This window comes from Phycicoccus sp., assembly GCF_035325325.1.
Classification (GTDB): Bacteria; Actinomycetota; Actinomycetes; order Actinomycetales; family Dermatophilaceae; genus Phycicoccus.
The window spans coordinates 10,117-11,160 of record NZ_DAOLAC010000034.1; the positions used below are offsets into that span (position 1 = coordinate 10,117).

Here is a 1,044-nt window from a genome sequence, read left to right on the forward strand (position 1 = left end):
CGGCGGTCACCGGCAGCAGGCCTCCTCGGCCGCGCGCTCGGCGTGCCCGGCCGCGGGCGTGCAGCAGGTGCCGTCGCCGGCGACCCCCTCGACCGGCCGGTCGAAGGCGTCCCGCGGCTGCGCCGGGGCCTCGTCCTTGACCGTGTAGACCTCCCACGGAGCGCCGGCCGGGTCGTGCACCCAGACCTTGTCCTGGAGGGCGTAGCAGCAGGTCGTGTCGTCCTCGTCGAACGCGGCGAGGCCGGCCGACGCGAACCGCTCCCGGGCCGCGCGCACCTCGTCGGTCGAGGCGACCTCGACCCCGAGGTGGTTGAGGGCGCCGGTGACGCCGGCGCCGCGGGCGTCCGCCGGGGTCTCGACGAGGACGAGCTTGAGCGGCGGCTCGGCGACGGCGAAGTTCGCGTAGCCGGGGCGGCGCTTGTGCGGCTCGACCCCGAACATGGCGGAGTAGAAGGCGATCGAGGCCTCGAGGTCGCTGACGTTGAGGGCCAGCTGGACGCGACCGGTCGCGGGCGTGGGGGCGGACATGGAACCTCCGGTGGCGGGTCTCCTGCATCGACAGTCATCGATGCCTATGCCACGCAGCACACCACATCACATCGATGTGTGTCAATATGGAGCCTCATCACCCTGAGGAGGACGTCGTGCCGGTCCGCGAGCTGCCCCTGGCCGCCCCCACCACCGCGTCGTGCTGCGGCATCGGCGTCGACGGCGGGCTCGGCCGCGAGGAGGCCGAGCGGAGCGCGATCCTGCTCAAGGCCGTCGCCGACCCGGTGCGGCTCCGGCTGCTCAGCGCGATCCGGGCCACCGCGGACGGCGAGGCCTGCGTCTGCGACCTCACCGACCTCGTCGGCCTCGCCCAGCCCACGGTCTCGCACCACCTCAAGGTCCTCACGTCGGCCGGCCTGCTCGAGCGCGAGCGCCGCGGCACCTGGGCCTGGTACCGGCTCGTGCCGGCCCGGCTGGCCGACGTCCGCGGCATCTTCGACTGATATGTAGCGGTTTCCTGTCAAGTGGGCAGGGCGAGGCGCCGCCGGGCTGGGT

2 protein-coding genes are annotated in these 1,044 nt (G+C 73.8%); one reads left to right on the top strand and one right to left on the bottom strand.

The annotated features are described in order from the left end of the window. Window positions 1–6: 6 nt before the first annotated feature. The gene (locus PKA89_RS16355; RefSeq protein WP_324421246.1) at window positions 7–528 is read right to left on the bottom strand and encodes an ArsI/CadI family heavy metal resistance metalloenzyme; all 522 of its coding nucleotides are present in this window, start codon (window positions 526–528) and stop codon (window positions 7–9) included. Window positions 529–698: 170 nt separating this feature from the next. On the opposite strand from PKA89_RS16355, the gene PKA89_RS16360 reads away from it, so the two are divergent. Beyond that, entirely contained in the window at window positions 699–992 is a 294-nt protein-coding gene (locus tag PKA89_RS16360) for a metalloregulator ArsR/SmtB family transcription factor (RefSeq protein WP_324421290.1), read from the top strand. Window positions 993–1,044 lie beyond the last annotated feature (52 nt).